Source organism: uncultured Oscillibacter sp., from assembly GCF_910584465.1.
Taxonomy (GTDB): Bacteria; Bacillota; Clostridia; order Oscillospirales; family Oscillospiraceae; genus Oscillibacter.
This window is the reverse complement of sequence record NZ_CAJUBK010000105.1, coordinates 1-4,936: the sequence shown is the minus strand read 5'-3', so window position 1 is coordinate 4,936 and position 4,936 is coordinate 1. Positions and strand designations below refer to the sequence as shown.

The window sequence follows — 4,936 nt, the reverse complement described above, 5'->3', positions numbered from 1 at the left end:
TCCTGGGTCCCTCTCGTAGCTCTCTTCCTTCCCGTCGAGGAAGTCCCCTCTCCTTTTTCGACACTCTGAGGACGGCCTGCGCTTTCGGCGCAGGCCGTCCTTTTCCCGGCAGGCGGGGCATACTATAGCGGTCTTCGAGACCCATGGCGAAAAAGGAGGGGAGGCATCGTTGAGACGCCGCTGGTGGATCCCGGCGCTGCTGTGGGCGGCGCTGTCCTTGGCCCTATGGCCCCTCCGGGGGAGCCTGACCGGGGAGGCCATCGCCGCCTGGACGCCCCGGCAGGCGTGGCTGGCGGCGATGGTGCTGCTGGGGCTGTACGTGGTCAAGGGCCTGACGGCGGCCCTGCCCATCACGGCGCTGGAGGCGGCGGGAGGGCTGCTCTTCCCCCTCCCGGCGGCGATGGCGCTCGGCATGTGCGGCGTGACGGCGGCCCAGGCCGCGCCCTACCTCCTCGGCAGGCGGCGGCAGGAGGACCTCTCCGCCCTGGCGGAGCAGCACCCCGTCCTCAGGGCGCTGGAGCCGGGGGAGGCGCCGGGGCGGCGGGTGTTCCTGCTGCGCCTGGCGGGGGTCCTGCCCGGCGATCTGGTGAGCTTGTACCTGGGCGCGGCGGGGACGCCCTGGCGGGCCTATCTCGCCGGAGGGCTCCTGGGGAACTCCCCCCGGGTGCTGTCGGCCACCGTGCTGGGCGCGGCGCTGTGGGACCTGGGCGGGGCGCGGTTCTGGGCCTCCTGCATCTTCGGGTGGGCCCTGACGGCGGCGGCGCTGCTGCTGTGGGGCCGGGACCAGGCCCTGCGGCGGGACGCGGACGGGACCGCCTGACGGCGGTCCCAGCCTGTCGGAAAAGCCTTTTCGACAGGCTGGGCAAGTTTTCAGGACTTTCTAAAAAGCCCGGAAAACTCATCGGCCGAAAACGAGAGGGACCCTTCCCGGGTCCCTCTCATAACGCTCTCCCTTCCCGTCGAGGAAGTCCCGCTTCCTTTTTTGACACTCCGGGACCGCCTGACGGCGGTCCCTCTGCTCCATCTCTTTATCGCATCCCCAAGATATCCGACAGGGCCGCCAGCGCCTCTTCCGCACCGGTCCCCTCGGCGGCGAGCGTCACCGAGCCGCTGTCCCGCATCAGCGACAGGAAGCCCAAGAGGCTCTTCCCATTGATGCAGTGCGCGCCCCGCATGATGGAGATCTGACAGGGATATCCGCTGGCCGTCTTGATGAACCTGGTAGCGATATGGTCCAGCTGCTCCTCCGGGATCTGTACGTCTGCCGTGCGATTCATGTCCCCACTCCCCGTTTCCATGAAATAGATAGCGCTAGTATAGCACGGTTCCGATCCCAGGACAATTTTTATTAAATAAGTTTTGTGGCACAAACCACATTTTCGTCGCCCGCGCACAAAATCGGAGGGGACGGGCCGTTGAAATTGTTGGAAATCCTTAAGGATCCCGCCAGCCCCTCCGGGGCCCCGTGCCGTCCCGGCGGCGGCTCCCGGAGGCCGGGGCCGCATCCCGTGTGGGCGCCGGGACGCGCCGGGCGGTGCGGAGGGGGGACGGCGCTCCAGGCCGGGGCCGCGTCCCCGCCGCTCCGGCCCATGAGCGCCCTGGCGGCGGCCCTGCGGGCCCTCGGGAGGGATAGGCCGGGCCCCTCCGTCCATGAGGGATTTTTTTGAAAAAGGGGTTGACTTTTGGGGGACGACCCTGTATAATAATCACTGTTCTTTTGAAGAGGACGCGTTCGACAACGATGGAGAAGTCGCCTAGTTGGTCGAGGGCGCATGATTGGAAATCATGTAGGCCCCTAAAGGGTCTCGAGGGTTCGAATCCCTCCTTCTCCGCCATCAAAGGCCCTGTGACCGCAATGGTCACAGGGTCTTTGCTATGTTTTTCCCCTTATTTTTCCCCTTATCTTGCCCTGATCCCTGCTTCGCCCCGGAGGCCGGCTACACGCCGGAAACTGCCGGGGCCTGCAAACGGTCGGAGGACTACGCGAACTATCACAAGCCCCTGGGATCCGCGGATCCGGGGGAGCAAGGGCAAGATCGAAAAGCGCACATCAAAAATGGGCCTCCGCCAACAAAGACGGAGGCCCTAAAAAAATGCCGATCTGCCTTGCATTTCATAGAGTGGGGGCGTATAATGGAGGCAGCGAGATAAACGAAGGCAGGGCGGAGGGGACGGCAATCCCCCACGCCCCTATGCGGGAGAAGCGACCTCCCACACAATAGCATCAAGCTACGCCAGCCTCATTATACCGGACTTTTTCACAAATGACAAGGCCGGGTTTGGGGTCCGTGTCTGATATGCGGTGTGGGATCTTATATCCTGCGCCGCTTTTGTTCGTCTCGACGGCCCAGCAAAGCCCAAGGGGGACGGGGAGGGCCCCACCCCCAAGGGCCGGACCGTTGAGAGGCATTTTATCATAAGGAGAGGATGACATGAAAAAGTTGGCTTCGCTCGTCCTGGCCGTGCTTCTATGCGCCGGCCTTGCCCTCCCCGCGCTGGCGGCGGAAGAGCTCCCCCCGGACTTGGAGGCGGACATGGCGGCGGATCGTGACACCGACCCCGGCGCAGGGCCCGAAGCGGGACTCGGGACCTTGCCGGAGGGAGTGCCCGAGGAGGTCCCAGCGCCGGGAGCCGAGACAGAGGCCGCCCCAGGAACGCCCCCCGCCGAGGGGGAGGGACTGCCCGCCGTCAGCTTTGCGGACGTGCCGGAGGGACACAGCTTTTATGCGGCCATCATGGACTGCGCCGCCAAGGGGATCACCGCCGGTTACGCTGACGGGACCTTCCGGCCGACCAACCCTGTCACCCGCGCCCAGTTCTGCGTCATGCTCTCTCGGGCCTTCTATCCCAGTGACATTATCAAGTACGCAAATCCCGAGGGCAGTACGCTCCCCTGGTTCCGGCCCAACACCAAGGCTCTGAGCACGGCCGGTGTGCTGGAAAACACGTCGTTCACCTACGCTTCCGGCGAGCCCTCCATCATGGATGAGCCCATCTCCCGCTATGACATGGCTCAGCTCATGACCAACATCATGGCGAAGAAGGGCTTCACGGCGACCAGTGCCCAGAAGACCGAGGCCCAGAAAAAAATCGCCGATCACAAGTCTATCCCGACCCAGTATCAGGACGCCGTGGAGAACGTCTTCGCCCTGGGTATCATCACGGGTTACGCCAATGGCACGTTCGGCGGCTCCAATGTCATGAACCGTGGTCAGGGCTGCGTGGTCATCTATCGCATGATGCAGTACACCCCCGCTTCCCGGCCCAGCACCGGAGACACCACCTACGATGACGGCAAGACCGAGACGAAGCCTGATACCGGAACGACCAGCGGGAACACTGGTTCCAGCTCCGGCAATACCAGCGCCGATACGGGGACTACCGGGACGACGGCCAAGACGGGCTATCTCACCAACGGCAAGCCCATCACCGAAGCCAATGTCACCGCCCTGATGGACCAGCTCCTGGCGCAATATCCGGTCGGCACCAGCTTTGCTTCCGGTTATCCTCAGGGCAACACCAGCTCCGTCCGCAAAGTCACTGACCAATATTTCGCCAGGACCCCATTCGGAACCGGCAGACTCAGCACGACACTTGGCTGCGGCGCCTGGGCGGCTAAAGTCGCCGACTATCTCTACGGCCAAACTGGCGTCACCTGGCGGAAAACCACCGCCGCATACGCTCGCCCCGGTGACCTGATGGCCTGCGTCAATGACAATGGTGAAATTGTCCATGCCTGCATCATTTACGAGTTCGTTGATGCCAATCACAAAGAAGTTGTCGATGGCGGCATGACATGGGCTATCGGAGGCGTCGTAACGACTGACGCTGGGGATAACGGCAGCATCAGCACATATACCATTCAACAGCAAATCCGCAGCAAAACTGTCACAAACAGCTGCCACATTTATACCTGCTACCCCACCGACAAAACTACGCCAAACGTCGAAAACCCCGGCACCACTACCAGTAACAACAGCACGACTACCACTCCGGTAACGCCGCCTGCCTCCCAGCGCACCTGCGGGTTCTGCGGCGAGACCAACCTCTCCGGCGGTGTCTGCGACAGCACCCGCACCAAGTGGGTCTGCAACGCGTGCTATCAGGCCGATCCCACTCGCGCTCACCAATACGTCAGCTGACAGCCGACAACACGCACTACCGCCGCAGGCGATCCGCCTGCGGCGGTCCTTTTTGACTGCCGGCCGGCCTGAAAAACCGGTGAGACAAATTCGATGCGGCCCTCTTTTTCGACGATCCCCGCAAGGTCTCCCTTCTTGACAAGGCGATCGATCGCCGATATAATGAGAAGCTGGATCTGAGGCTGTCCTATCCCGCCTCCGGTCCCCCTCCCGCGAAGCTCCGGGGCGCCATGCGACCAGCGGCCCCCGAGGGAATACAAAAAAGGAAAGGATTGGACGACTATGATCTATTCCACCGAAGTGCAGAACATGTGCCCCGTCGCCAAGGGCGCGTACCACGGTCCCGCCCCCATCCCCGAAGAGGGCAAGTGGGTCCAGGCCAAGGAGATCCGCGACATCTCCGGCCTCACGCACGGCGTGGGCTGGTGCGCTCCCCAGCAGGGCGCGTGCAAGCTGACCCTCAACGTCAAGGACGGCGTCATCGAGGAGGCCCTGGTGGAGACCCTGGGCTGCTCCGGCATGACCCACTCCGCCGCCATGGCCTCTGAGATCCTCATCGGCAAGACCCTCCTGGAGGCCCTGAACACCGACCTGGTGTGCGACGCCATCAACACCGCCATGCGGGAGCTGTTCCTCCAGATCGTCTACGGCCGGACCCAGACCGCGTTCTCCGAGGGCGGCCTGCCCGTCGGCGCCTCCCTGGAGGACCTGGGCAAGGGCCTGCGGTCCCAGGTGGGCACCATGTTCGGCACCAAGGCCAAGGGCCCCCGCTATCTGGAGATGGCCGAGGGCTA

At 63.7% G+C, this 4,936-nt stretch carries 4 protein-coding genes and 1 tRNA gene; 4 read left to right on the top strand and 1 reads right to left on the bottom strand.

The window, feature by feature from the left end; all coding sequences use genetic code 11:
* The first annotated feature begins 169 nt into the window (after window positions 1-169).
* A complete protein-coding gene (locus tag QZ332_RS13135; protein ID WP_295766247.1) occupies window positions 170-820 on the top strand; it encodes a TVP38/TMEM64 family protein in 651 nt (216 codons plus the stop codon).
* A gap of 208 nt (window positions 821-1,028) precedes the next feature.
* Here the strand turns inward: QZ332_RS13135 and QZ332_RS13130 are convergent, their stop codons facing one another.
* Complete coding sequence (locus QZ332_RS13130) at window positions 1,029-1,277, bottom strand: HPr family phosphocarrier protein (protein WP_295766245.1); 249 nt, start codon at window positions 1,275-1,277, stop codon at window positions 1,029-1,031.
* Window positions 1,278-1,743: 466 nt separating this feature from the next.
* On the opposite strand from QZ332_RS13130, the gene QZ332_RS13125 reads away from it, so the two are divergent.
* The 3 genes from QZ332_RS13125 to QZ332_RS13115 all read left to right on the top strand — a co-directional run.
* A tRNA-Ser gene (locus QZ332_RS13125) sits at window positions 1,744-1,835 on the top strand.
* A 597-nt stretch (window positions 1,836-2,432) separates the two neighbouring features.
* Window positions 2,433-4,142: an S-layer homology domain-containing protein gene (locus tag QZ332_RS13120; RefSeq protein WP_295766242.1), complete on the top strand. Its 1,710-nt coding sequence runs from the start codon at window positions 2,433-2,435 to the stop codon at window positions 4,140-4,142.
* Between the two features lie 282 nt (window positions 4,143-4,424).
* A partial coding sequence (locus QZ332_RS13115) for an iron-sulfur cluster assembly scaffold protein (protein WP_295766240.1) occupies window positions 4,425-4,936 on the top strand: 512 nt, incomplete at its 3' end.

Bases quoted from the DNA above. Each gene is read 5' to 3' on its own strand.
- QZ332_RS13130 (WP_295766245.1), bottom strand. From the start codon at position 1,277: ATGAATCGCACGGCAGACGTACAGATCCCGGAGGAGCAGCTGGACCAT.
- QZ332_RS13120 (WP_295766242.1), top strand. From the start codon at position 2,433: ATGAAAAAGTTGGCTTCGCTCGTCCTGGCCGTGCTTCTATGCGCCGGC.